Here is a 24,901-nt window from a genome sequence, read left to right on the forward strand (position 1 = left end):
TCCTCCTTATGATTTCCAGGACATCCTGATCCTCGGTGTAGAGGGAATAAGAAAAACCCTCTTCTGTAAGTAAGAAGAGGGTTTTTTATGTATGTTTACCTCCCCTTATCTTTCAGATCATCTGATCTGTAGGATGTAGCACCTTTTCAAGTTTTCCTTGAAGGTTGCCGGGCGTCTCAGGGCCTAGTCCCTCTGCCGCTCTCGATAAGAGTTTTCAATATTTAATTTATCTGACTTGTTTGAAATTATAAAGGGGTCCTGCTCTCTTGTCAATTCTCAGCTTGAAACAAGGGTGTTTAAATCTATATTAGGGCGGGAATGGATAATTAAGTCTATGTTGAAGGAGATGTTTTCATGAAGGAATATAGTGTAGTACCAAATAAAGATGTAACCGGCTGGTTCGTAAAGATTGAGGACGTAGCTCCGACAGATTTATTTGATGAGCGTGATACAGCTGTAGAAAAAGCTGAAGAAATCGCGAAGCAGAACAAACCGAGCCGCTTGTACATCCTTGACCAGAATCACGAAGTTGAAGAAGAGCGTACCTTTTAAAAAATCCCCGCCCAGGGGATTTTTTTATGGCTTCCTATGCTTGTTTTCCTGTGGCAGTAGTTTTTTTACGTGAAACCGATTATGATGGGACACAGGTTGAGAAAGAAAGGAAGGACCGGAATGAATCATACATATGACGTGATCATTACAGGAGCCAGGGCAGCTGGGGCGAGTCTGGCTGTCCTGCTCGGGAAAATGGGGAAGCGTGTTCTGTTGATCGATAAAGCCGCGTTTCCAAGTGACACACTATCCACTCACTTTATGTCCCATACCCGCTTCCTTGAGGAGCTGGGCATCCTTCATAAACTGGAAGAGACTGGTTTGAGGAAAGTGAGTCGGATGCGGACGTATATCGGCCAAAGCTTTATGGAAGGACCGAGAGCGGATTATACGATTATACCTAAACGTGATGTGCTCGACCCGCTTCTGATCGAGCAGGCCGAGGGGTTGAATTCCGTTACCTTCATGCCGCGTACGTCAGCAAGAGGTTTGATCAGGGAGGATGGGCGCGTTACCGGACTTCACCTTGAAACGGAAGGGAAAACGTGGGAGGCCTATGCCGCGTGGGTGGCCGGAGCAGATGGAAAGCACTCGAACATCGCTGCCTGGACGGGAGCAGAGAAGTACCGGGAAACGAAGCCACTCCGTCCTGTGTTATACGGCTATTACACAGGCGTGGAGCCGTTAAGCGAACCTGTAACGGAGATTTTCCTGCATGAAGGACGAATCGGCTTTGTTTTTCCAATGGAGGAAAACCGGAACTGTCTCGGTATTGAAATACACCCTGGGGAGTTTGCAGACATGATGAAAGCGCCACAGGAAACATTTGAACAAACGTTTAATCAATTTTACGGAATGAAGAAGAGGATGGAGGGGGCAGTTCTACAGGGAAAGATTATCGGAACCCCCGGAATGCCGAACTTTTTCAGGAATGCTTATGGAGAGGGCTGGGTCCTCCTTGGAGATGCTGGTCACAGCAAAGATCCAAGTACGGGGCTTGGAATCAATGATGCGTTTCTGCAGTCCTTCCTGCTGGCCGATGCTTTTCAGCAGATGGATGAAGGGGTGGATTGGGAAACGTCCCTGGATCGTTTTCAGAGTCGAAGGGATGAGCAGCTGCTGCCGGGATTTCAGCTGACATTGGATTATATCCAATCGCTCCGGAAGTGGACAGACAACGAAATGGCATTGTTTCAAACCATCGCGGCCAATCCTATGGCGTGGAATAAGCTGATGCCTCATATGGGACGGCATTTGAAAGAAGACACCAAAGATTTCCCTCTTTTTTATCAATCGGTGGAAGGGGAAGCTTCCTCCTTCGGTTTCAGGAAGGATTAACTTCCTTTGAAGGCGAAATGGTTAAGAGAGGTGATGAGAAGATGGAATGGTCGAAAACATCAGCTTTCGAAAAGCTGCAGGAAATTTATACAGATAAAGTGATGCAGGACGAAAAAAGAAGAATCTTTCAAATGGTGTACCGCCATCTGCATGGCCATCTTGACGATCTTGCTGTAGAAACAGGTCTGACAGAAAAAGCTGAAAAACAATTGAAGTTTTTTAAAGAATACACGTTTATGCCGGGCGATAATCTATTTCAGTCGATGCGCTGGGTCTTTTTGGTCGCCCGTGGAGAGAAACCGAAGGAAGCAGAAGAAACAAGGGAGCACTTGAACCGGATTTACCGTTCGTTGTATCAGCCGGCCGGCTTGAAGAATCCGGCCATTCCAGAGACTTTCTGGGAAACGCCTCTCGGTGTCGCCTGTCTGGTGGCAGAAGAAGGAGTCGAGGCGGTTTATCCGATTCTTGATGAAGTTCTTGAAGTCGAAAAAATATAGGATGAATGTGGTTTTCTGAAAAGGAAGCCCAAGAGAAGGGGAGGGTCAAGGATGGAACATTATGAAGTGACGATTATCGGTGCAGGCCTTGCAGGAATAACAGCCGCGCGCCGTCTGATGAAGCAGGGACGTACAAATATCCTGCTTGTCGATAAAGGGAAAAGTGTCGGGGGACGCCTCGCCACCCGCCGGATTGCAGGCGGCAGGGCGGACCACGGGGCCCAGTTTTTTACGGTCCGTACAGAAGAGCTTGAAGAAGAAGTCCAGGACTGGGTAGAGGCCGGATGGGTAAAGGAATGGTTCGGTGACGACCACCCGCGGTATACGGCTGTAGACGGAATGAATGCTTTTGCCAAGCAGCTTGCTGAGGGTATCCCCACCTTATTGGAAACAAGGGTCGAAAAATTATTGGAAAATGACGGGGGATACAGGGTCTACAGTGCAGACGGTTCTGAATGGCAGACGGACAGTCTGTATTTGACGATGCCTGTCCCCCAGGTTCTGGAGCTCTTCAGAAACAGTACCATGAGCATGCCTGAACCTGTGAAAAAACAATTGAAAGGCATCCTGTTTGAGCCAACGTATGTGGGGTTGTTTGAATTCAACAAGCCTACAGAGCTCCCTGAGCATGGCCATTTGGATCAAGACCTTCCCGAAGGTGTGGAACGGATTGTCGATCATAGTAAAAAAGGAATTTCTGAAGACGTGATCGTCAGTGTCTACATGACAGGAGACTGGTCCAGAAAATACTACGGCGAGGATTATGTCATGTCTCTGGTGAAAGAAAAGGCGGAGAACTATCTTCCTTGGGACGACCTGGAGTCGGAGCAGTTGAAGCGGTGGAGGTATGCCCAGGCAAGGAAAGTTGTGAAGGAGTCCTGTCTTGATGTGAATGGAGACGGCAGACTCATCGTCGGAGGAGATGCGTTTCTCCGCCCGAACGATACAGCCGGCCGGACCCGTTTTGAAAGTGCCTATTTGTCAGGGAAAGATGCCGCCGCGCATCTGCGCTGGTAGAAAAAGTTCGTCCTATCCAGTTAGAGTTGTGCGTATGTCATGTTGAGAGGGCACGTTCCGCTTATCGGTGGATGCTTGCCGGGGCACGGCCTCAGCTAACTTGATCAAAAAAAACCATTTCACCAAGTGGATCTTCGGCTCGCCCTTTTCCCGCAGGCGTCACTGCCGCCTGCTTGGGGAAAGTCCTATCCATGACCAAGTATTGGTGATCGCTCCTTTGGGGTCACTAGAAAAAAGGTTTCTCTACAAGCTGAAAGGTGTTCTCTATAGGAGAACACCTTTTTATGTGACTTTCGGTTCGTATTTCTTCATGCGTTTCATGCGAGCCATCGTATAAACGGCAAGTCCTGCCCAGATGAATGTAAAGGCAACGCCATGCACCGATGTGAATGGTTCGTCATAGAGGAATACTCCGATGAACAGCATAATCGTTGGCGCGAAATATTGTAAAAAACCCACCATGGAAAGTGGAATCCGTTTGGCCCCCGCTGAGAATAGAAGTAACGGGACAGCGGTAACGACTCCAGCGCCGAAGACAAGGAGTGCTGTGAGCGATCCCCATTCTACAGATGCCCACTGTCCGCTTTGCTGTTGGAGCAGGAAGAAAAGCGCAGCTGGTGTAACGATGAACGTTTCAATGGTCAGACCAAACATGGCGTTCAACGGCACCAGTTTTTTCAGCAGGCCGTATGTCCCGAAGCTGAAGGCCAGCAGCAGGGCAAGCCAGGGGACGGAGCCGAACTTTAGTGTCATATAAAGCACGCCTGTTCCAGCGAGAGCGAAAGCGAGCCACTGGGCTTTCGAGAAGCGTTCTTGAAGGAAAATCATGCCGAGCAGAATGCTGACCAGCGGATTAATGTAATAGCCGAGACTGGCTTCAACCACGTGATTGGTATTGACAGCAAGTATGTAGGTCACCCAGTTGATACTGATGGTCACAGATGCCAGTGTAATTCCGATCATCTGCCGCTTATTCGTTAAAATGCGGCGGCATTCCTTGAAAAACGCCTTCTGTTTTTGAAGAACCAAAATGATCAGCGTCATAAAGACAAACGACCAGACGATGCGGTGGGCAAGAATCTCATAGGCGGAAATTTCCTGAATCCATTTCCAGTAAATCGGAAGAATGCCCCATAAAATATAGGCCCCGGCTGTATAAATGATTCCTAGTTTTTGATCATTTTCCATCTCTGTCCTCCTTTCTACGAAAAAACTGATCGATGTACGTCCGAATCATTATAGCACCATTTTCAGAACAGGATGGAAGGAAAAGCCCTGAAGTGCATCCTTTTCACTTGAAATCGAAAAGAATGCACTTCAGGGCAACCAATGAAGAAGCGTGGGTTTTTAGATGATTGAAAAGAATAGGCCGGACACTGGTTTCTCCGTAGGATACGTGCGGCTGACCAGTGGATGCGGCCTCCGGTGATCTGGAAGCATGAGAAAAGCTTGTAGATAAACACAGGGTTTCTCTACAAGCGGTGACACGTTTGTCATTGATTATGGCGTATCCTGAGGCCGGTCTGCATCATCAAGGTTTTGAAACGGGAGTTCCGCATGGTTGTCGATCGCTATTCTCAGAAGAGGCTGGTCGGCTGGTCCTTCCATGACAGAACCATCATAGGAAAAGCGCGACCCATGACACGGGCAGTCCCAGGAGTGTTCCGCACTGTTCCATTCGACTTCACATCCAAGGTGGGTACAGGTGGTATCCAGGACGTGAAGCTGCCCCTCCTCATCTCTGAATGCACCAGCTCTCTGGCCTTTCCACTGGACAACCATTCCTTCTCCCTTCTTTAAACGGTTCGGTTTATCTTCCACCAGTTCGACTTTTCCTTCCACCAGGTGGGCGGCTACATCGAAGTTCTGGGAAATGAACTGCTTCATACTTGGATCTGACTTGAAACGGGATGGTTTGAAAAGCTCGTGGAACAAGGAGGTTTCCCCGCATACATAATCGGTAATCAGCTGGGCAGCCAGTGTTCCATTGGTCATGCCCCATTTTCGGAAACCGGTCGCAATAAAAATCCGGTCATTTTTCCGGGTGATCGGTCCGATATAAGGAACCTTATCGAGCGTCGTCAAATCCTGGGCAGACCATTGGAAGAGCTTCTTCCTGATGCCGAACGTCACGGCAGCAAACTCTTCGAGAGCCCGGTAATGGAAGCGGGTATCGATCCCCTGGCCGGTTTTATGACTTTCTCCACCGATGATGAGTACATTCTTTCCGTTGTACTCAGCCGTGCGGATCGAGCGTTTCGGTTCGTCGATGGACAGGTACATGCCCTCAGGAACTTCACGCTCGGGTTCGACAGCGATCACGTAGGATCTTTCCGCATACATGCGGGAAAAGTACAGGCCTTTTCCATCATAAAAAGGGAAATGGCTGCAGGAGACCATCTTCTCGCAGGACACGACGGACCCGCCGCCGGTTTTAATTTCAAGACGGTCTTTCTCAGTAACGTCGACCGCTTTCGTTTGTTCGTAAATTTCTCCTCCAAGTCTCACAAACTCCTCAACGATGGCTTTCAGATATTTCACTGGGTGGAACCGCGCCTGGTTTCTCATGCGAAGTGTTTTTTCAGCATCCATGCTGAAAGGGAGTTCATTCCCGGTACCGCCGGGAATGTCCAACTTCTGATAGGCTTCGTACTCCTTGTCCAGTTTCAATGCTCCTTTAGAGGTGGTTGCGAATAAAAAAGCGTCTTCTTCCGCCCAGTCACAGGCGATATTGTACTTATCGACCCATTCTTTCATCGTTTGGAGGGCCTTTGTCTGTGCCTGGTAATAGAGGGAGGCGGACTCCTCACCAAAGTGTTTAATCAACTCGTGATAGATTAATCCGTGCTGGGCCGTTACTTTGGCTGTCGTATGTCCGGAGGTGCCGTTGATCAATCGGTCCGCTTCCAGAAGAATGACTTTTCTCCCGGTTTTAGCCAGCAGATAAGCCGTCGTTATTCCGGTAATACCACCGCCGATGACAGCAACTTCCGCAGATGTATCTTCTTTTAACGGTTCATAGGAAGACAAGGATGTATCTTCTCTCCATAGTGGTTCAGGTTGTGTCCACTGTTCAAATTGTGTCATAGAAACCCTCCTGAGAGATGCTTTTCTTTCAGTGTTTCCTTTCCTTACCAAATCATGTATCTGGAAGAAGGATAAGTTTTCGACAATCCGCAGGAAAAAATGGAGGGGCAGGCTTGTACCTGCCCCCCCTGTATGGAAACTTTTGTAGTATAATCAGTAGGTATATGGAATCAGATTGAGGTGATAAACAGGATGGAAGTATTTGTGGCCCGACAGCCGATTTTGACGGTGGAGGATGATGTGTACGCCTATGAGCTTCTATACCGGAATAGTGAGGAAAACCGGTTTGTGCCCATGGATGAGAACAAGGCAACATCGGACGTGCTGATGAACAGTTTCGTTACAATCGGACTGGAACGGTTGTCCAATCATAAGCCCTGCTTTATTAATTTCACGGAGGATCTGTTGTTGGAAAAAATTCCGGCATACTTCGCCCCTGAAGAATTGGTCGTTGAGATTCTTGAGGATGTGTCATTCAGTTTCGAGATGATCCAGGTGTGCCGTGAGTTGAAATCAAAAGGGTACACCATTGCTCTTGACGACTTTATCGACCCGGAAAGAGCCTCTATTTTCGAGCTGCTTCATTACGTGGATATCATTAAGGTGGATATCCGTATGGTTACAGAAGAGAACCGCAGAAAGATCATGGCGCTTGCCGGAAATTACAACATCCGGCTGCTGGCTGAAAAAGTGGAAACCAGAGAGGAGCATGAGCGGTGCCTTCAGGAAGGTTTTGAACTTTTCCAGGGTTTTTATTACAGCAGACCTGACATCGTAAAAGGGGTGGACATTCCTTTTTTCACCTCCACATACGTTCAAATGCTGATGGAACTATCGACAGCGGATGAAGACATCGATATGGAACGCATTACGAAAATTCTCGAACAGGACCCGGCCCTCACCTATAAACTTCTCAGACTGATAAACACATCACGGCGCGAGTCGAAATTTCCAGTCCAGTCCATTAAACAGGCGGTTATGCTGCTTGGAACAGAATCCTTGAAGAAGTGGCTGTATGTGCTGTCTGTGGACCAGACCATTCCTGCAAAGTCTGCTCATACCAGGCTTATTGTGAAAACAAGTCTTGTACGAGCGAAGATGTGTGAACAGATGGCTGTGAAAATCTATACGAAGGAAAAAGCAGAGGGTTATTTCCTTACAGGATTTATGTCATTAATCGATGTTCTTACCCAGCGCCCTTCGCTGGAAACGATCGAACCGCTGCCGCTTGCAGAAGAGATTAAAGAAGCTTTTCGTGGAGAGAACAATACATACAGAAAACTTCTTGATATTGCTGTAAAGCTGGAAGCGGCTGATTTTGATTGGCTGGAGCGGCTGACTGATTTTCCTCTTACTCTTTCCCAGCTGTTTGAATGTTATGGTCGTGCGGCTGCATGGGCAGAGCGGCTCTTTCATGAATATTTCAATGAATATAAGGACGGAGACGATGTAGAAGAACAAGAGTCTCTGTGATGAATATAGTAGGTAAGGGGGGAGCCTTTTCCCTCCTTTTTTGATAAACTATTAATGTAAACGCTTACAGAAAAGGGAAGGGGAAGGGTTATGAAAAAGACACATATGGAAACAAAGATGATTCACAATGAGCAGGCAGGACATAATGAAACAGGGAGCCTGACCACCCCGATCTATCAAACCTCTACGTTTTCATTTGCTTCCGCTCAGGAAGGGGCGCGCAGGTTTGCCGGTGAGGAGCAGGGCTATATTTATTCCAGGCTGGGCAACCCAACCGTCGCCCAGTTTGAAGAACGAATGGCTGCTTTGGAAGGTGGCGGGAAGGGACTTGCCTTTGCATCCGGTATGGCGGCTGTGTCGGCTGTCCTAATTGCGCTTACAAAAGCCGGTGACCATATTGTCTGCTCCAATGGTCTGTATGGGTGTACGTACGGCCTGCTCAAGATGATGGAAGAGAAATATGGGATTACTCATGACTTCTGTTCCATGGAGACAGAGGAGGAACTGAAGCAGACGATAACAAATCGTACGGCCTGTATTTTCGTAGAAACGCCGATAAATCCAACGATGAAAGTCATAGATTTGGAGATGGTGTCACGGACAGCCTCTTTGTCCCGCATCCCGGTTGTTGTTGATAATACGTTCTGCACGCCTTATCTTCAAAGACCGCTCGAACTTGGATGCGACGTTGTCGTTCACAGTGCTACGAAATATATAGGAGGACACGGTGATGTCGTAGCCGGTGTCGTCGTAGGCGGTCACTCGTTTATGGAGAAGCTTGCTTCTTCCCAGCAGAAGGACATTGGCGGTATCTTATCTCCATTTGATGCGTGGCTGTTGATCAGAGGAATGAAAACGATGCACCTCCGCATGGATCGCCATAGTGCGAATGCGTCTGAAATAGCGGCTCGTCTGATTCGTCATCCGAGAGTGAAGCACGTATATTATCCGGGCTTTGCGGATGACAGGCAGACCGCGATTGTACAAAATCAAATGAAGACCGGAGGGGGAGTCATCGCATTTGAATTGAACGGAGGACGGGAAGAAGCGGAACAGTTCATCAACCGGTTGAACCTCATTAAGATTGCGGTCAGTCTGGGAGATGCCGAAACATTGATCCAGCATCCCGCTTCCATGACTCATGCGGTCGTTCCTGAAGAGCAGCGGAACGCCATGGGCATTCACGAATCGCTTATCCGTATATCCGTCGGACTCGAAGCCGTCGACGATATTTGGTATGATTTATATCAGTCCCTCTCGGAAGATTGATGAACGCGTCAAAGCCGTGACACCTGTCCGGCTTTTTTGTTTTGTTCGGCGTTTATCCTTTCCGGTGCAGGGAAAAGTAAAAGTAGCTTCATGAACAACCGTGAAACTATCTTTAACATTTATAAAATCATAAAGGACGGTGCCGTATGTTTAAAAAATTATTCGGTAAAAAAAATGAAGAAGAGCAGCTTACTGCTCCTGTCAGCGGAAAAGTTGTCGCGCTTGATGAGGTGGACGACCCTGTATTCAGCCAGCGTATGATGGGTGATGGTGTTGCCATTGAACCTGCAGATGGAAAAGTGGTCAGTCCTGTATCCGGAGAAATCGTTCAACTGTTCCCGACCAACCATGCCGTAGGGATCAAAACGAAGTCCGGTGTTGAAGTCCTTGTCCACATCGGTCTTGAAACTGTATCAATGGAAGGGGAAGGTTTCGAAGGTCACGTGAAAGCTGGAGACCAGGTGAAGGCTGGAGACCATTTGATCACATTTGATATGGATCTGGTTAAGGAAAAAGCGAAGAGCACGATTACTCCTGTCATCATTACCAACTATGACGATATCATCGACTCTTTTGAACCATCGTACAGTGATCATGCAGAAGCCGGTCAGTCTACAGTGGCTGTCTTAACGACGAAGTAATAGGAAAAGCCTAAAATACTCTGGTGTTTTAGGCTTTTTTCTTTTTTATGCAGAATACCTGAAGAAACAAAGCAAGCTTCAGGGAGAAGCATGGTTGTCGGCTCGTGCTCATCTGCTGGGATATGAATGGAAAATAGATAGAAAACGCTATATAATAGGTGGAAAGAATCAGGTGATAGGACGTATTTATACATAGAGGGGGATGACATTGACGGAGCGGGACGAGGAACTGAGAGAACTTGTAGAAGCGGAAGTACGTAATAACAAAGAGAGTGTGGAAAATGACCCTTACCGCCTCACGTACCACCATATGCCTGCAGCAGGATTGATGAATGATCCGAACGGATGGATCCAGTGGAACGGGACCTACCACTTGTTTTATCAGTGGATGCCTTTCCATACAGGCCACGGGGCCAAGTTCTGGGGACATCGGACATCCAGGGATCTTATCCACTGGACAGAGCAAAAGCCTGCGCTTACGCCGTCCGAATGGTTTGATAAGGACGGGGCATTCTCAGGGAGTGCTGTCGTATCGGATGATCAGCTGCATCTTTTCTATACAGGGAATATAGATGGTGATGGAGAGCCTGAGGAGGAGTATCAGTGCCTGGCCGTTTCGAGTGACGGAATGACCTTCACGAAAAAAGGTGTCGTCGCAGAGCGTCCTGAAGGGTATACCAGTCATTTCCGGGATCCGAAAGTGTGGCATCATGAGGGAAAGTGGTACATGGTTGTCGGGGCACAGACGGAAGCCAGGCAGGGGCAGGTGTTGTTATATCAATCACCGGACCTGGAAAACTGGGAGTTTATCGGACCTGCCGCAGGGAGTTTCCAAGGGCCGCTGAAAGCGTTCGGTTATATGTGGGAATGCCCGGATTTCTTTCATTTGAACGGCCGGGATGTATTGATTGTTTCTCCACAGGGGCTTGACCCGGATGGGATGGATTATGCCAACACTTATCAGAGTGGATTTTTCACCGGAAGTTTGGATTATGAGGCAGGAACCTTCGATCACGGCCCCTTTAAGGAACTGGACCGAGGATTTGAATTTTATGCTCCGCAGACGATGGAGGATGAGCAGGGGAGACGCCTCCTTGTCGGATGGATGGGAGTGCCTGATCAATGGGAGGAGGCTCACCCAACGATCGATAACCATTGGATCCATGCCCTGACCCTTCCGCGGGAATTGACATGGAGGGACGGACAGCTGATTCAGTCCCCGGTGGAGGAACTGCAGGAAATGAGAGGGCCGGTCCTTCTGCATTCGTCCATCACAATTGAAAATGATCAGAAAGCTGTGAGAGGCGTAGAAGGGCGGTCCATAGAGCTTAACCTTGAATTTGAAAAGCTCGGGGATCAGTTTGCGCTGGAATTCTACCAGTATGCCTCCTTCAGTTATAGAAATGGCATCCTTACCTTATCGCGTCCACGTCTGGATGAGCATTCCGAAACGGAATTCCGGAGAGTCCGTCTTGAGCGTCCGTTGGAAAGCTTACGTATCTTTGCGGATACATCAAGCCTGGAAATTTTCGTGAACGGGGGCGAGGAAGTGTTCACCTCACGGATTTTCCCTCAGCCGGAAGAAGAGCATATTTTGTTTACTTCTCTTGGGGAGAGCACCTTCTCCATTGAAAAGTGGAATTTGTCAGGATGGACGCTTGAGCAGGGGTGAGGCCCTGCCAAGCTTCCTGAACACTATTTTTGTATGGTAAGATAAGGATACGTAATTTGCACGAAGGGGTCATGTCTATGAGTCAATCTTCTAAGAAAATGAAAGCAAATGAACGGCGGGAGTACATCCTCACCCTGTTGAAGCAGCGGGGGATGCCGATTACGGGCAGTGCTCTAGCTGAAGAAATGAATGTAACGAGACAGGTAATTGTCGGCGACGTTTCCCTTTTGAAAGCGGGGAACGAACCGATTGTGGCTACCAGTCAAGGCTACATGTATATGTCAGAGGCGAAAGAAGATCTGGCTTATCAGCGGACCATTGTGTGTCAGCACGAAGGCAGCGAGACAGAAAATGAATTGAATATCCTGGTGGATCACGGTGTCCACGTCCGGGACGTCGTCGTAGAGCACCCGGTATACGGGGATTTGACCGCAAGGCTTCAAGTGGCAAACCGCCGGGATGTAAAGAAGTTCATTGAAAAAGTCCGTTCCACCAATGCTCCCTTTTTATTGGAGCTTACGGGCGGCATCCATACGCATACGATTGCTGCAGAGAGCAGGGAAGCACTGGATGAAGCAGAACAGGCTCTTAAAGAAGCAGGAATTCTCTTGGAGCATCAAGGGTAGACGTGTATGAGACAGGCATAAGGAGATGCGCCTGTCTTTTTTTATGGTATTTTTTACATGATTTCATTCCTTTCCCAACCTGTGTGAGGTGGAGAATATGATATATTGAGAGAAATGGTGTTCAATAAAAGGCAGGTGTATACATGGTAGACATATTTCCGATTTTATTAAGTATTATTCTTGGCTTAAACGTCCTTCTGGCTTTGGCGATCATCTTCCTTGAACGAAGGGATGCCAGTGCGACGTGGGCGTGGCTGATGGTGCTCTTATTCATTCCTATTGCAGGCTTCCTGCTGTACCTGATTTTCGGGAGACGCCTCAACCGGAAAGAAATCTTCACATGGGATAAAAAGAGCCGTCTCGGTCTTCTTACGGCTGTCCAGGAGCAGTTGACGGCCATTAAGGAAGGACATCTGGAAGTTCAGCATAAAGACATTATTCCTTATGAGGATCTTATATACATGCATCTGAAGAACAATGATGCCCTTCTCTCCCAGAACAATGCTGTGCAGATCTTTACGGATGGGCAGAAGAAATTCCAGGCTCTTCTTGAAGATATTGAACAGGCGGAAGATCATATCCATCTGCTCTATTACATCCTCCGGGACGATAACCTTGGGCAGCGGCTCGCCGATGCGTTGATTCGAAAGGCAAAAGCTGGTCTTGAAGTGAAGCTTCTTTATGATGACATGGGATCACGCCTTTTGAAGCGGGGCTACCTGAAGAAGATGAAGCAGGCCGGCATCCAGGTGGAGTCGTTTTTTCCTTCCTTTATTCCGAAGGTCAATTTAAAGATCAATTACCGCAACCATAGGAAACTTGCCATCATTGATGGAAAAATCGGCTATACGGGCGGGTTCAATATTGGGGATGAATACCTCGGGTTCAATAAACGGTTCGGCTACTGGCGCGATACTCATCTCCGTGTCGAGGGAGAGGCGGTAAACAATATGCAGACGCGTTTCATTCTCGATTGGAACCATGCCTCCCGCAGAGACATCGTTTATGAAGAACGCTACTACAAGGCAGAGCCGAAGGGTGATGTCGCCATGCAGATTGTTTCAAGTGGACCTGACTCGGAATGGGAGCAGATCAAACACGGCTATTTGAAGATGATCTTATCGGCGAAAAAATACGTGTATATCCAGACTCCGTACTTTATTCCAGATGACAGTCTCCTTGATGCGCTTCGTGTCGCCGTTCTTTCAGGCGTGGATGTCCGGATTATGATTCCGAACAAACCGGATCACCCTTTTGTCTACTGGGCGACGTATTCGAATATCGGTGATATGTTGAAGGCGGGGGCAACGGTTTATATTTATCAAAAAGGATTTCTCCATGCCAAGACGATTGTTGTGGACGATAAAATCGCTTCTGTCGGGACGGCCAATATTGATGTGCGCAGTTTCCGGCTCAATTTTGAAGTCAATGCATTTCTGTATCATCCTGACGCAGCGACAGAACTGTCCGACCGTTTTCATGAAGATATCATGGATTCTACTCAACTTACCCTGCCTCTTTATCAATCAAGGTCAACGTGGATTCGTTTCAAAGAAGCGATCTCCCGGCTGTTGTCGCCGATCTTATAACGTAAAAACCCCTGCACATCGTGTGCAGGGGTTTTTTGAGAGAGGTTGATTTGGTTTTACTATCGTCATAGAAAGGACGGAGGGACAGGTGACAGGCAAACAGGATAGGAGGGGGGGATCTCAGCTGTCTGCCTGCCACCGTCCGTTCGGTCGTTTCTTTATCTGTCCCTGTTTCTCAAAAAGGAGGTTAGTCTTTTTAAGACGCAGAGACTCCACTTTACTTTGGCTGGCTGCTGAAACAGCCCTGCCTGCTCACAGGCATAGGGGTTGGGTTCCGGTGAACGAGGCTTGACTGTTCCATATTTTCTGTTCGTATCCGTATTCTTCATATCTGTTCAATACTTACTGAGAGGTCAGTGTGAGCTGGACGGTGGTTGGGGTCCCGTCCCGATACACTTCAAGCTCTACAGTATCTCCGTTCTGTGCTTGGCTGTAGAGATACTGCCGTAGACGGATGAGCGAGTCTACTTTATTCCCGTCGATGGCGGTGATGACATCGTAGCGTTCCAGTCCTGCTTCCTGAGCAGGGGAATCTTGCTCGACGCCCTGGACAAGGACGCCGTGGGTGATATCAGTTGGTAAACCCAGTTCACTTTCCAGAACAGGATTTGGAATCTGGCTTACATCCTGCAGGGAAACACCCATATATGGGCGCTGTACTTCACCGTTGGTCTCTAAGTCTTCAATGACAGGTTTGGCTGCGTCCATAGGAATAGAAAAGCCAATACCCTCGACTTCGGCCTGGGCGATTTTCATAGAGTTGATACCAATGACTTCACCTTGAAGATTAATCAGCGCACCACCACTGTTGCCCGGGTTAATGGCTGCATCTGTTTGTATGACTTCGGTCTGCCAGTCGGCCTGGTCGTCACCATTGATGTCCACCGGAATATTCCGGTTCAATCCACTGATGATTCCCTTTGTGGCCGACCCTGCGAATTCCATGCCCAGTGGGTTGCCGATGGCTATGGCTGTCTGGCCGATCTCTACGTCATCGGCATTTCCTAAATCAGCAACTTTCTCGACATGTTCGCTATCTATTTGTAAAACGGCCAGGTCTGTCAACGGGTCGCTGCCTTTTAATTCGGCTTCTACTTTGCTCCCATCACTAAGGATGACTTCAAGGGCTGAAGCATTCTCAATAACATGATGGTTGGTGACGACAAATGCCTGATCACCTTCTTCTTTGTAAATGACCCCGGAACCTGTGCCGGCCTGTTGTGTTCCCTGAGCTGAACTTTGAATGTTGCTTATACCAACGACTGCCGGAGAAACCTCATTCACTGCTTGAGTGACATCTTCCTCGTTCTGTCCGATATTCACTTCATCAGCCTGTGCTGTCGGCTCTTCGGTGTTGACTTCAATCGAAATTCCTTTCCATTGGAAGACGGTCGTTACGATGAAAACAGCGATAATGGCACCGAGGACGCTGAAGGCCATCCCCGAACGTTTATACTGTTTTCTGCTTACATTCTTATCATCATCCAACATAGAGTAACGGCTGCCCCTTTCGTGAAGATTTGCTGGGATGTCTTTGGTGTTTCCCTCTGACAATTCTTATTATAGGAATGACTTATGGAATGACTTTGGAGAAAATGTGTAAAAAGTGTGTAATGGAAGAGGAAGTTTTGAAAATGTGAGAGAATAAAAAGAAAAAACCAGGAGGAAACGTGATGAATCGACTTATTGGATTGGTGGAAGATGATCCAAACATCAGGGATATAGTAGAAGCCTACTTAAAGAAAGAAGGCTATCAAGTGATCAGCGTGGAAACGGCAGAAGAGGCCTGGGGAATATTCGAAGCGTCTTCTCCGGACCTCTGGGTGCTGGATATTATGCTGCCAGGCATGGATGGGTATGAATTCTGCAAGAAAATCCGTCTGACCTCAGAAGTTCCGATTATCATCATTTCTGCCAAAGATGACGAAATCGATAAAATTCTCGGCCTTGAGCTCGGAGGTGACGATTATTTGACGAAACCCTTCAGCCCGCGGGAATTGGTCGCCAGGGTGAAACGACACTTGAAGCGGTGGGAAGCGATGAAGCCTCTTTCAGAAGAAAAGGTTGATGTGATAAAGGCCGGCGACCTTGAATTGAGTGAAGCCGAGAGGCGGGCCTATTTCAAGGGAACGGAAGTGGAAGTGACGACAAAGGAGTTTGAAATGCTCCGCATTCTGGCTTCTCAGGAAAATCGGGCTTTCTCAAGAGAAGAGCTTCTTATTAAAGTATGGGGCGATGATTATTATGGCAGCGACAGGGCCGTCGATGATCTAATCAAACGACTGCGGAAGAAGATGAAGGAACTGCCAATTGAAACAGTCTGGGGTCATGGCTACAGGTTGAGGGATCAGTCCTCATGAAACTTCTCTATCAATTGAACGCAGCCTTCACTGCGTTAATCATCATCGTCATGTCCATTACAGCTTTTTTCGTTTATTCCCTCTTAATGGATATGCTTATTCAGGATGAGCAGCGGCAGTTGAAAGGACGGGCGGAACTTTTAATCGATTTGATTAACGACCAGGATGAAGACCGTACCCCCGAATTATCTCAGTTGATTCAGGACCGCAATTATCCTATTTTATTGTTCGACAGCGACAATGGAGAAATCCTGTTCCGTACGATGCCGGCCGCTATTGCTGCTTCCTGGATGGAGCGGTATGAGGAAGAATTGGAAGGGGAGGAAGTGTGGGAGAGTGAAGGGGAGAAGTATGTGGTCTATGATTTCCCAGTCAATGCTGGAAACAGTCAGATTCTCGTGATGGCCACCCCGCTGAATGATCTGCAGGCGGTCCAGTCCGTATTTGCGATCCGGATGATCATGGTGTTTCTGATCGGCCTCCTCCTGGCCTTGATTGTCAGCTACATTTTAACATGGCGGCTCGTTACACCGTTGACGAAGCTGAAGCAGGAAGTGAAAAAAATCGAGAAACGCCGGTTCGATGATGTTAAACAGGTTCAGGCCTCCGGGGAGATCAAAGAAGTCGAGCAGAGCGTCCGGCATATGGCTGCGGAGCTTGCGCGTTACATCCATTCCCAGAAACAGTTTTTCCAGAATGCCTCCCATGAGCTGAAAACACCGCTCATGTCTATTCAAGGATACGCCGAAGGGATACGGGACGGTATTTTCCAGGGGGAAGCGGCGGAAAAAGGATTGAACGTGATGGTCAGTGAAACGGAACGACTGAAAAAAATCGTCAATGAAATGATTCTGCTTGCTAAGCTCGACAGCAGTGAGGATGTGTACCATCCTGAGCAGACAAACATCACTGATGTAGTCATACAAGCGAAAGACAGACTCATTCCACTTGCGAACGATAAGGATATGACCATTGCCTTGAAAGGCGGCGCTTCGTTTTATTCTTTTGTAGATCGAGAGCGTATACTACAAGCGGTCATCAACATATTAAGTAATGCTGTCCGTCACGGAACCCATCATGTGACTGTGGAAATCGAAACACAAGCCGAACAGATGAAAGTCAGAATCATGGATGATGGCACAGGGATTCCAGAGGCACTTCTCCCGCAGATGTTTGAGCGGTTCATCAAAGGGAAAGAAGGGGAAACGGGACTCGGTCTTGCTATCGCCCGGGCCATCATCGAGAGGAGCGGAGGAACCATCAAGGCCTATAACCGCGATGATCAACCAGGAGCCGTTTTTGAAATCCGTTTTCAAAGGAAAGACGAGCTCCTCTAACATGATATAATAAATCTCAGAGAACGATTCCACATGAAGGTGAGGAAAAAGATATGGATGCAAAACCTTGTATAGATTCACTGACCGTTAAAAATTCACATGTACTTCCTCCGGATACCAATACCCACGGAACCCTTTTCGGTGGAAAACTGATGGCTTACATTGATGACGTGGCGGCGATAGCTGCTGTCCGGCACTGCCGCAAACCGGTGGTCACCGCTTCCACTGACTCTGTCGACTTTCTTCAGCCGGTATTTGAGGGCGATACGATCTGCCTTGAAGCCTTTGTGACATGGGCGCATAATACATCCATGGAAGTATTCGTGAAAGCAACGACAGAAAACCTGCTTACAGGAGAACGGAAAGTATGCACCACCGCTTTTCTATCCATGGTGGCTGTTGATGAAAATAATGACCCGACACCAGTACCGCCGGTGTACCCCGAAACAGAGGAAGAACAGTGGCTTCATGACCACGCCCAAAAGCGTCATGAGCACCGGAAAAGCCGTCGGAAGGAATCCAAGGAACTCGCTGAAAAATTCGGTACGAGTCTTCCATGGCTAAGGAATTCCTAATACTTGACCAGGAGAAGCAGAGCTTCTCCTGGTTTTTTTATACCCGGATAGCCTTAACTTCGGCTGGATCCTGAAAAATAACGGGCTTTCCATCCTTTTTTGAAACGGAAACATCCAGCTTGGGAAGGAAGCCTTTCATTAGAAAGGCAGTAGTGGTGGACTCCGATTGTATGATAAAATAAAAAAGTTGAACTTATTCATGTTTTTTTCCTTTAAGGAAAGGGAATACGTGTGTTAAAACAGGAAAACATTTACATTTTATAGGAGTGATCAGTGTGCAGGAAGTCTTATCCTTTTTGAATGACTGGATGTGGGGGACCATCCTTGTCGCCGCCTTACTGGGTGTTGGCCTATGGTTCTCGATACGTTTGAAATTCGCACAGTTTCGTTACATACCCGAGATGTTCCGAGTCTTGTTTGATAAACGGGCAATCTCGGCAGAAGGAAAGAAAGGAACCTCTCCTTTCCAGGCCTTCGCTATTAGTACGGCATCCCGTGTCGGTACAGGGAACCTGGCAGGTGTCGCTGCGGCTATTACTGTCGGAGGACCTGGTGCGGTTTTCTGGATGTGGATTGTAGCTATCCTCGGAGGAGCTTCCAGTTTTATTGAAAGCACCCTGGCCCAGGTCTATAAGGTTCCGGATAAAAACCAATACCGAGGCGGACCGGCTTATTATATTGAAAAAGGATTAAAAAACCGGACGCTGGGAATTGTCTTTGCCGTTACCATCACTTTTACATACGGCCTCGTTTTCAGTTCTGTGCAGTCTAATACGATCAGGCTTGCCTTTGAAAACTCCTTTGATATTGATAAATGGCTGATGGGGGCCATTCTGACCGTTTTCGTAGCTTTAATTATTTTCGGTGGACTCAAGCGTATCGCCCAGGTGACGCAGTATATCATTCCGATAATGGCTATCTTCTATATCATTCTTGCCACGTACGTCCTTGTCGGCAATATTGCTCAAGTACCGGAAATGATTGGACAGATTTTCGCTGGGGCGTTCGGCTTCCGTGAAATCGCTGGTGGAACCTTCGGCGGTATGATTCTAATTGGAATTAAGCGCGGCCTGTTCTCCAACGAAGCCGGTATGGGTAGTGCGCCGAACGCAGCGGCCACTTCAGAAGTGACGCACCCGGTCAAGCAGGGACTGATTCAGACGCTTGGTGTGTTCACGGATACGCTTCTTATCTGTAGCGCTACAGCTGTCATCATCCTGTTTGCCGGAGGTTACGAAAATACTTCCCTTGATGGCATCCAGCTGACTCAGGAAGCTTTCGAATCCCAGCTTGGATCATGGGCAGCGGTATTTATCGCAATTGCCATTCTTCTATTTGCCTTTAGTTCGATTGTTGGAAACTATTATTATGGAGAAACGAACATCGAATTTATTAAAACGAGTAAAAGCAGCATTTTCATCTATCGTCTGGCGGTACTGGCTATGGTTATGTTCGGTGCTGTCGCTGAATTTGACCTTGTCTGGTCACTGGCGGATTTAACGATGGGAATCATGGCTTTAATCAACCTGTATGCCATTTTCCGGTTGTCATCGGTGGCCTATGCAGCTCTCAATGACTATGTGAAACAGAAAAAAGCCGGGAAAGACCCTGTCTTTTATCAAGATCACCTGCCCGGTGTAGAAGGAATGGAATACTGGAGAAGAGACCAGTCCTCTGAGAAAGAAGACGCATAAATCGATAGAAAAGCTGTTGACGGGTGACGCCCTGTCGGCAGCTTTTTTCTTCCCTTCCTGGATTCCATCCTGCACAGCAGAAGCGGCCGGTGTGATATGATGGGAGCAGATTCTTATTAAAGGAATGAGCGTAATGAGTTTAGTATCAGTCAATCAACTGAGTAAAAGTTATGGAGATAAAGATTTATTTGACGACCTATCCTTCACGATATCCAGCCAGCAGAGAATCGGTTTGATCGGTGTGAACGGGACCGGAAAATCGACCCTGCTGAAAATTCTTGCCGGAATGGAAACAGGGGATCAGGGCGATATGGATCATGCGAAGGATTTTACAGTGGAGTATCTGCCACAGGACCCTGAATTCAACCAAAGCCAGACGGTTCTGGAACATATTTATGATGGGGAAGCCGAAATTATGGTGCTGATGCGCAAATACGAGCAGGTCATGCTGGAACTTGCTGAAAATCCAGAGGACACCGGCGTCCAGGAGCGGATGCTCGACCTGCAGCAGAGAATGGATGAAAAAGGGGCGTGGGAAGCGAGCACTGTTGCCAAGACCGTCCTTTCCAAGCTCGGCGTCACGTACTTTGATAAAAAAGTATCGGAGTTGTCGGGCGGTCAGAAGAAGCGGGTAGCCATCGCCAAGGCGCTTATTCAGCCGGCCGATCTTCTGCTGCTTGATGAACCGACCAACCACTTGGATAATGAAACCATCGAGTGGCTGGAAGAACACCTTTCCTCCTACAAAGGGGCTCTTATGGTTGTGACGCACGACAGGTACTTCTTGAATAGAGTCACGAACCTGATCTATGAACTCGATCAAAGTAGTCTGTATACGTATGAGGGAAACTATGAAACCTTCCTTGAGAAAAAGGCTGAACGGGAAGAGTGGGAACTGCAGGCTGAACAAAAGCATAAAAATACCCTGCGTAAGGAACTAGCCTGGCTGAAAGCTGGAGTGAAAGCGAGATCCACAAAGCAGAAAGCACGTATTCAGCGGGTGGAAGCGATGAAAGAAGAGACCTTCCACACGAAAAAAGAAAATGTTGATATGGCTATCGGCTCATCGAGGCTTGGGAATCAGGTGATCGAGCTCAAGGGGGTCACCCACAGCTACGGCAGCCATAAACTGCTGGAGGACGTCGATTACTTAGTCGTTCCCGGAGAGCGCCTTGGGATCATCGGTCCCAACGGATCTGGAAAAACAACCCTCCTGAATATTATGGCGGAACGGATTGCACCGGACGCAGGAAATGTGCACACGGGCCAAACCGTGAAGATCGGATATTACACACAGGATCATGGAGAGCTCGATGAAAGCTTGAAAGTGATTGAATACATTAAAGAAGTGGCAGAAGTCATACGGACTGAAGACGGAACAGAGATTACCGCCGAGCAGATGCTCGAGCGTTTCCTATTCCCACGACCGCAGCAGTGGACTTACATTAAGAGGCTCTCCGGTGGAGAACGCCGGCGTCTTTATTTGCTGCGTGTCCTGATGAGTGAACCGAACGTTTTGTTTCTGGATGAGCCGACGAACGATTTGGATACAGAAACCCTGGGCGTTTTGGAAGACTATTTAGAGCAGTTCCCCGGTGTCGTCATTACGGTTTCTCACGATCGTTATTTCCTTGACCGCGTCGTAAACCAGCTGCTTGCGTTCGAACAGAGCGGAAGACTGCGTCGTTTCTATGGAAATTATTCCGAGTATCTGGAAGCTGCCAAAGAAGAGCAGACGGTTTTGAAGGAAAATAAACAGCCGTCCGCCCAGGAGGAAACGAGAAGAGGAAACCGTAAGCGGAAACTCTCCTATAAGGAAAAACAGGAATGGGAGACCATTGAAGACGATATTGCCGCTTTGGAAGAGAAGATCGAAGAGTTGAATGACCAGCTGGCTCAAGAGGCTGCCAATTATGACAAGGTCAGGGACCTTACCGCTCAACAGGAAGAAGCGGAGGCGGAGCTGGAGCAGAAAATGGAACGCTGGGAAGAGCTCTCCCTCATAGTTGAAGGGCTTGAATAATGCTCGGAGAAAGAGGCTGGAACCTTGAAAGAACGTTCGCCTTCTTTTTCATAGATGCAGGGCAGTGGTCCATCCGACCCTGCCCCGCTTCCTTTCATATGTTTTGTAGTCATCAATTTTTTGTGGAATAATGAATACGGATACACTGTTTAAATATAGGAGGTAGACAGATGAAAATGCCAAGTATGGATAAACTTGAAAAATATGCAGAACTGGCGCTTCGTACAGGCGTCAATCTACAAAACGATCAGCTTTTAATGATCAATTCCACCATTGAAGGGGCGGAATTCACACGCATTGTCGCCCGTAAAGCTTTTGAAATGGGAGCCAAGGATGTACATATTAACTGGGGAGACGATGAGCTGACTCGCATGGCTTATGAGCACGCGGATCAGGAAACACTCTCCCACGTACCGGAATGGCAGCAGGAAAAATACACGTATTTCGCAGAGCAGGGAGCAGCCATCCTTTCCATCCGTTCCACGGACCCGGACCTTTTGAAAGGGATTGATGCTGGAAAAGTGGCTTCTGCTGCTAAAGCACGCTCAGAGGCGATGTCCACATTCCGTAACTACACGATGAATGACCGGATACAATGGTCGATCATCAGTATTCCTCTTCCAAAGTGGGCGCAGAAGATTTTCCCAGGGGAAGAGGAAGATACAGCCGTGGAGAAATTGTGGGAGCAGATTTTCAGCATCGTCCGTGTTGATCAGGACGATCCGGTGGAAGCTTGGAAGAAGCATAATGATACGCTTATTACGGCTCGTGAATATTTGAATAAGAAACAGTATCAGAAGCTGATTTATAAAGCACCGGGAACTGAACTTGAAGTGGCTCTTCCAAAAGGACATGTCTGGAAAGGCGGACCGGCCAAAACGGCGGAAGGTAAGATTTCATTTAATCCGAACATGCCGACAGAGGAAGTTTTCACAGCTCCTCACAAATACGGTGTCGATGGGAAAGTGGCGAGTACGAAGCCGTTGAACTACGGTGGGAACGTCATTAATAACTTCTCTCTCACTTTCAAAGAAGGAAAAGTGGTGGACTTTACGGCGGAAGAAGGAAGCGAAACCCTTCAACACCTGCTGGATACGGACGAAGGTTCCCGTCACCTTGGTGAACTGGCTCTTGTGCCTCATGAGTCACCGATTTCTCAATCCGGACTGATTTTCTATAACACCCTTTATGATGAGAACGCATCCTGTCACCTTGCGCTTGGAAAAGCGTATCCGAATAACGTTCAGGGCGGTTCCGACATGAATGAGGAAGAACTTGATCAAAACGGTGTGAACCACAGCCTGACCCACGTGGACTTCATGATGGGATCCGGGGAACTGGATATCGACGGCGTGCTTGAAGACGGTACAACCGAAGCCGTCATGAGAAAAGGCAGCTGGGCGATTACTTTTGAATAATGAATAAGACGACAGCCGGGACCCCCCGGCTGTTTTTTTTGTTTCTTCCCATCCCAACGAAGAAAAGGAAGAAACAGGTAGATATCTTCGATTCTTCCTGTGCACATAAAAGATCCATAATAGGTAAAGAGATGATCTCAGAATAACTTTTTATTAGGTAGTGTTTTTGAATCGGCTGTTTTCTTTTTAAACATCGATCGATAAGGGGAAAGAATAAAAAAAGGAGGTGGCCGATCTGATCTATGATGCTGCTGTTGTGGGTGCTGGTTTCGGAGGGCTGGCAGCTGCTGCGGATTTAACCTATAGAGGGTATAAAGTCGTTGTTTTTGAAGCGTCCAACGAACTGGGCGGAAGCGCGGGTAAATTCGAGAGGAGCGGGTATCGTTTTCAATCCGGTGCTACAGTTGGGATGGGTTTTGAGCCCGGAGGTGTACTGGACAACTTATTTGAACGGCTGGGGTTGGAAAAACCGCCAATGAAAAAGCTGGATATTATTATGGATGTCCACCTTCCGGATCGTACCATTCATTATTATCGTGACCGGCATGAATGGTATAAAGAGATGTCCCGGGTTTTTGAAGGACCCGGGAGCACTTTTGAGAATTTCTACGATGAAGTTTTCAAAGTAGGGCAGCTGGTGGATCAGCTGACAGACAAGCTTCCGGTGTTTCCTCCAAGGACAATGGGGGACTATGCTTACCTTCTGACGCTTGTGAATGAAAATTCTCTCCGGCTGCTTCCCTATATGACACAAACCGTGGAGGACCGGCTTAAAAAACATGGACTGGATCAGCACCGCATGTTTAGGACGTTTTTAAATGGTGAATTAATGGACAGTGTACAGACGAGTGTAGAAAAATGTCCTGCCTTTTTAGGGTTTGCTGCTCTTCAAACGTTTCATAAAGGTGCTTTTGCCGTCCACGGTGGTCTTGCTGAAGCTGCTGCTAAACTGGCTGCATATATTCGGGAGCATGACGGGACCATTCTTATGAGGCACCCGGTTCACTCCATCGAAAAAGGAGAGGCAGGGTTTATCCTTCATTCCAAAAGAAGGTCTACATTTCAGGCCCGTCAGGTCATCCTGAACAATTCTGTTCACAACCTTCACGACACGTTAACAGAGGATCTCAGCTCGCAGTCTTATATTCGCCCCCGGAAAGAAACAGCAAAAAAAGCCTGGGGGGCGTATATTATTCACGGCGGTGTAGACGCAGACGTTTTCCAAAATACGGACGTGCTGTACCATCAGTTTATCGATCCCCATCATCCGGATGACCTCCATAATGGCGGACAGTTCCTATTGTCATTATCGGACCCTGAAGATCGTTTGATGGCTCCGGAAGGGAAACGGTCGTTTACCCTGTCAACCCATACCGACATCACTCCCTGGTGGGAGTCCGACCATTATGAAGCCGAAAAGCGTTGGATGAAGGAGAAGCTGATACGGACCGTGGAACACTATTTTGGAGGGTTCACCGATCAGCTTGATGTTGTCCTGCCGGGTACACCCGTCACTTTTGAAAAATGGCTGCGCCGTAAAGATGGAAAGGTAGGCGGTTATGCACCTGATGGGAAATACAGCTGGTTGTCCAGTTACTCGATAAGAACCGGCATCCCTGATCTGTATCAGTGCGGGGATACCGTTTTTCCGGGTGCCGGAACGCTCGGCGTAACGCTTTCAGGATTAATGGCCGCAAAACAGGCCGCAAAAGGACTAAAATGAAAAACGTTGG

At 47.9% G+C, this 24,901-nt stretch carries 20 protein-coding genes and 1 riboswitch; of the genes, 17 read left to right on the plus strand and 3 right to left on the minus strand.

Annotated elements, in window-relative coordinates; all coding sequences use genetic code 11:
- Nucleotides 1-102: 102 nt before the first annotated feature.
- A riboswitch (SAM riboswitch) is annotated at nucleotides 103-211 on the minus strand.
- A 143-nt stretch (nucleotides 212-354) separates the two neighbouring features.
- The 4 genes from QMA39_RS12150 to QMA39_RS12165 all read left to right on the plus strand — a co-directional run bounded on the left by QMA39_RS12150 (nucleotide 355) and on the right by QMA39_RS12165 (nucleotide 3,404).
- A complete protein-coding gene (locus QMA39_RS12150; protein WP_027953364.1) occupies nucleotides 355-552 on the plus strand; it encodes a DUF2188 domain-containing protein in 198 nt (65 codons plus the stop codon).
- Nucleotides 553-672: 120 nt separating this feature from the next.
- On the plus strand, nucleotides 673-1,890 hold the full coding sequence (locus QMA39_RS12155) for an NAD(P)/FAD-dependent oxidoreductase (protein WP_281658894.1): 1,218 nt from the start codon (nucleotides 673-675) through the stop codon (nucleotides 1,888-1,890).
- A gap of 41 nt (nucleotides 1,891-1,931) precedes the next feature.
- The gene (locus QMA39_RS12160) at nucleotides 1,932-2,387 is read left to right on the plus strand and encodes a hypothetical protein (RefSeq protein ID WP_027953362.1); all 456 of its coding nucleotides are present in this window, start codon (nucleotides 1,932-1,934) and stop codon (nucleotides 2,385-2,387) included.
- Between the two features lie 51 nt (nucleotides 2,388-2,438).
- Entirely contained in the window at nucleotides 2,439-3,404 is a 966-nt protein-coding gene (locus QMA39_RS12165; protein WP_281658895.1) for an FAD-dependent oxidoreductase, read from the plus strand.
- A gap of 282 nt (nucleotides 3,405-3,686) precedes the next feature.
- Here QMA39_RS12165 and rarD read toward each other — a convergent pair whose 3' ends face one another.
- Both rarD and QMA39_RS12175 read right to left on the minus strand, forming a co-directional pair.
- Nucleotides 3,687-4,592: an EamA family transporter RarD gene (gene rarD, locus QMA39_RS12170; RefSeq protein WP_206934443.1), complete on the minus strand. Its 906-nt coding sequence runs from the start codon at nucleotides 4,590-4,592 to the stop codon at nucleotides 3,687-3,689.
- Nucleotides 4,593-4,904: 312 nt separating this feature from the next.
- Entirely contained in the window at nucleotides 4,905-6,491 is a 1,587-nt protein-coding gene (locus QMA39_RS12175; protein ID WP_281658896.1) for an FAD-dependent oxidoreductase, read from the minus strand.
- Between the two features lie 192 nt (nucleotides 6,492-6,683).
- On the opposite strand from QMA39_RS12175, the gene QMA39_RS12180 reads away from it, so the two are divergent.
- The 6 genes from QMA39_RS12180 to cls all read left to right on the plus strand — a co-directional run bounded on the left by QMA39_RS12180 (nucleotide 6,684) and on the right by cls (nucleotide 13,761).
- Nucleotides 6,684-7,964 (plus strand): EAL domain-containing protein, encoded by a 1,281-nt coding sequence (locus tag QMA39_RS12180; RefSeq protein WP_281658897.1) that lies wholly within the window; start codon nucleotides 6,684-6,686, stop codon nucleotides 7,962-7,964.
- Nucleotides 7,965-8,054: 90 nt separating this feature from the next.
- Complete coding sequence (gene megL / locus QMA39_RS12185) at nucleotides 8,055-9,233, plus strand: methionine gamma-lyase (RefSeq protein WP_281658898.1); 1,179 nt, start codon at nucleotides 8,055-8,057, stop codon at nucleotides 9,231-9,233.
- 146 nt (nucleotides 9,234-9,379) lie between these two features.
- The gene (locus QMA39_RS12190; RefSeq protein WP_281658899.1) at nucleotides 9,380-9,874 is read left to right on the plus strand and encodes a PTS glucose transporter subunit IIA; all 495 of its coding nucleotides are present in this window, start codon (nucleotides 9,380-9,382) and stop codon (nucleotides 9,872-9,874) included.
- A 202-nt stretch (nucleotides 9,875-10,076) separates the two neighbouring features.
- Nucleotides 10,077-11,546 carry a sucrose-6-phosphate hydrolase gene (locus QMA39_RS12195; protein ID WP_281658900.1) on the plus strand — a complete coding sequence of 490 codons (1,470 nt, stop codon included), beginning with the start codon at nucleotides 10,077-10,079 and terminating at the stop codon, nucleotides 11,544-11,546.
- 77 nt (nucleotides 11,547-11,623) lie between these two features.
- Nucleotides 11,624-12,172: a transcription repressor NadR gene (locus QMA39_RS12200; protein WP_027953356.1), complete on the plus strand. Its 549-nt coding sequence runs from the start codon at nucleotides 11,624-11,626 to the stop codon at nucleotides 12,170-12,172.
- Nucleotides 12,173-12,315: 143 nt separating this feature from the next.
- Nucleotides 12,316-13,761, plus strand: coding sequence for a cardiolipin synthase (gene cls, locus QMA39_RS12205; RefSeq protein WP_027953355.1), 1,446 nt, complete (start codon nucleotides 12,316-12,318; stop codon nucleotides 13,759-13,761).
- A gap of 342 nt (nucleotides 13,762-14,103) precedes the next feature.
- On the opposite strand, the gene QMA39_RS12210 is transcribed toward cls, so the two are convergent.
- The gene (locus QMA39_RS12210; RefSeq protein ID WP_027953354.1) at nucleotides 14,104-15,252 is read right to left on the minus strand and encodes a trypsin-like peptidase domain-containing protein; all 1,149 of its coding nucleotides are present in this window, start codon (nucleotides 15,250-15,252) and stop codon (nucleotides 14,104-14,106) included.
- Between the two features lie 182 nt (nucleotides 15,253-15,434).
- On the opposite strand from QMA39_RS12210, the gene QMA39_RS12215 reads away from it, so the two are divergent.
- The 7 genes from QMA39_RS12215 (at nucleotide 15,435) to QMA39_RS12245 (ending at nucleotide 24,891) form a co-directional block, all read left to right on the plus strand.
- On the plus strand, nucleotides 15,435-16,121 hold the full coding sequence (locus QMA39_RS12215) for a response regulator transcription factor (RefSeq protein ID WP_027953353.1): 687 nt from the start codon (nucleotides 15,435-15,437) through the stop codon (nucleotides 16,119-16,121).
- On the plus strand, nucleotides 16,118-17,458 hold the full coding sequence (locus QMA39_RS12220) for a HAMP domain-containing sensor histidine kinase (protein ID WP_281658901.1): 1,341 nt from the start codon (nucleotides 16,118-16,120) through the stop codon (nucleotides 17,456-17,458). The genes QMA39_RS12215 and QMA39_RS12220 overlap by 4 nt, the downstream gene beginning before the upstream one ends.
- 53 nt (nucleotides 17,459-17,511) lie before the next feature.
- On the plus strand, nucleotides 17,512-18,033 hold the full coding sequence (locus QMA39_RS12225; RefSeq protein ID WP_027953351.1) for an acyl-CoA thioesterase: 522 nt from the start codon (nucleotides 17,512-17,514) through the stop codon (nucleotides 18,031-18,033).
- A 266-nt stretch (nucleotides 18,034-18,299) separates the two neighbouring features.
- Nucleotides 18,300-19,727, plus strand: a complete 1,428-nt coding sequence (locus QMA39_RS12230) for an alanine/glycine:cation symporter family protein (protein WP_035531044.1) — start codon at nucleotides 18,300-18,302, stop codon at nucleotides 19,725-19,727.
- A gap of 133 nt (nucleotides 19,728-19,860) precedes the next feature.
- Nucleotides 19,861-21,750, plus strand: coding sequence for an ABC-F family ATP-binding cassette domain-containing protein (locus QMA39_RS12235; RefSeq protein WP_281658902.1), 1,890 nt, complete (start codon nucleotides 19,861-19,863; stop codon nucleotides 21,748-21,750).
- A 170-nt stretch (nucleotides 21,751-21,920) separates the two neighbouring features.
- Entirely contained in the window at nucleotides 21,921-23,168 is a 1,248-nt protein-coding gene (locus tag QMA39_RS12240; RefSeq protein WP_027953348.1) for an aminopeptidase, read from the plus strand.
- A gap of 226 nt (nucleotides 23,169-23,394) precedes the next feature.
- Nucleotides 23,395-24,891: an NAD(P)/FAD-dependent oxidoreductase gene (locus tag QMA39_RS12245; protein WP_281658903.1), complete on the plus strand. Its 1,497-nt coding sequence runs from the start codon at nucleotides 23,395-23,397 to the stop codon at nucleotides 24,889-24,891.
- The last annotated feature ends 10 nt before the right edge of the window (nucleotides 24,892-24,901 follow it).

Source organism: Halobacillus sp. Cin3 (assembly GCF_947311855.1).
Classification (GTDB): domain Bacteria; phylum Bacillota; class Bacilli; order Bacillales; family Halobacillaceae; genus Halobacillus; species Halobacillus kuroshimensis.

Coding starts and splice junctions, on each gene's coding strand:
- QMA39_RS12150 (WP_027953364.1), top strand. CDS start 355: ATGAAGGAATATAGTGTAGTACCAAATAAAGATGTAACCGGCTGGTTC.
- QMA39_RS12155 (WP_281658894.1), top strand. CDS start 673: ATGAATCATACATATGACGTGATCATTACAGGAGCCAGGGCAGCTGGG.
- QMA39_RS12160 (WP_027953362.1), top strand. CDS start 1,932: ATGGAATGGTCGAAAACATCAGCTTTCGAAAAGCTGCAGGAAATTTAT.
- QMA39_RS12165 (WP_281658895.1), top strand. CDS start 2,439: ATGGAACATTATGAAGTGACGATTATCGGTGCAGGCCTTGCAGGAATA.
- rarD (WP_206934443.1), bottom strand. CDS start 4,592: ATGGAAAATGATCAAAAACTAGGAATCATTTATACAGCCGGGGCCTAT.
- QMA39_RS12175 (WP_281658896.1), bottom strand. CDS start 6,491: ATGACACAATTTGAACAGTGGACACAACCTGAACCACTATGGAGAGAA.
- QMA39_RS12180 (WP_281658897.1), top strand. CDS start 6,684: ATGGAAGTATTTGTGGCCCGACAGCCGATTTTGACGGTGGAGGATGAT.
- megL (WP_281658898.1), top strand. CDS start 8,055: ATGAAAAAGACACATATGGAAACAAAGATGATTCACAATGAGCAGGCA.
- QMA39_RS12190 (WP_281658899.1), top strand. CDS start 9,380: ATGTTTAAAAAATTATTCGGTAAAAAAAATGAAGAAGAGCAGCTTACT.
- QMA39_RS12195 (WP_281658900.1), top strand. CDS start 10,077: ATGACATTGACGGAGCGGGACGAGGAACTGAGAGAACTTGTAGAAGCG.
- QMA39_RS12200 (WP_027953356.1), top strand. CDS start 11,624: ATGAGTCAATCTTCTAAGAAAATGAAAGCAAATGAACGGCGGGAGTAC.
- cls (WP_027953355.1), top strand. CDS start 12,316: ATGGTAGACATATTTCCGATTTTATTAAGTATTATTCTTGGCTTAAAC.
- QMA39_RS12210 (WP_027953354.1), bottom strand. CDS start 15,252: ATGTTGGATGATGATAAGAATGTAAGCAGAAAACAGTATAAACGTTCG.
- QMA39_RS12215 (WP_027953353.1), top strand. CDS start 15,435: ATGAATCGACTTATTGGATTGGTGGAAGATGATCCAAACATCAGGGAT.
- QMA39_RS12220 (WP_281658901.1), top strand. CDS start 16,118: ATGAAACTTCTCTATCAATTGAACGCAGCCTTCACTGCGTTAATCATC.
- QMA39_RS12225 (WP_027953351.1), top strand. CDS start 17,512: ATGGATGCAAAACCTTGTATAGATTCACTGACCGTTAAAAATTCACAT.
- QMA39_RS12235 (WP_281658902.1), top strand. CDS start 19,861: ATGAGTTTAGTATCAGTCAATCAACTGAGTAAAAGTTATGGAGATAAA.
- QMA39_RS12240 (WP_027953348.1), top strand. CDS start 21,921: ATGAAAATGCCAAGTATGGATAAACTTGAAAAATATGCAGAACTGGCG.